This window comes from Vibrio sp. S457-15, assembly GCF_000960545.1.
In the GTDB taxonomy this organism is placed as follows: domain Bacteria; phylum Pseudomonadota; class Gammaproteobacteria; order Enterobacterales; family Vibrionaceae; genus Vibrio; species Vibrio parahaemolyticus.
This window is the reverse complement of the sequence record NZ_JYOQ01000077.1, coordinates 1-447: the sequence shown is the minus strand read 5'-3', so window position 1 is coordinate 447 and position 447 is coordinate 1. Positions and strand designations below refer to the sequence as shown.

The window sequence follows — 447 nt, the reverse complement described above, 5'->3', positions numbered from 1 at the left end:
CAGCAAGCATAAGATGCCTGTAGCTCCAAACTTGCTAGCTCAGGACTTTAATGCAACGGCCCCGAATCAGAAATGGGCGGGAGATATCACGTATCTTGCCACAAGCGAAGGCTGGCTGTATTTGGCTGTGATCATTGATCTTTACTCACGACAAGTAATCGGTTGGTCGATGGATACGAGGATGACGGCAACACTGGTCTGCGATGCATTATCAATGGCTCTGTTCCGTCGAGGCTTTCCAGAGGAAGTTATTGTTCATAGTGATCGTGGTAGCCAGTATTGCTCGAAAGATTATCGAGACCTCATAACTGCTTATAATCTAAAACAAAGTATGAGCAGGAAAGGAAACTGCTGGGACAATGCCTGTGTTGAGAGCTTCTTCCATTCGATGAAAGTGGAAGCGATTCAATACGAACCAATAATGACCAGAGATGAGATGCGCCAAAC

The 447-nt window shown here is 45.9% G+C and carries 1 protein-coding gene; it reads left to right on the top strand.

What is annotated here, in order from left to right:
• Window positions 1-447: IS3 family transposase (locus tag UF05_RS08605; RefSeq protein WP_045544907.1), on the top strand; the 447-nt coding region annotated here is incomplete at both ends.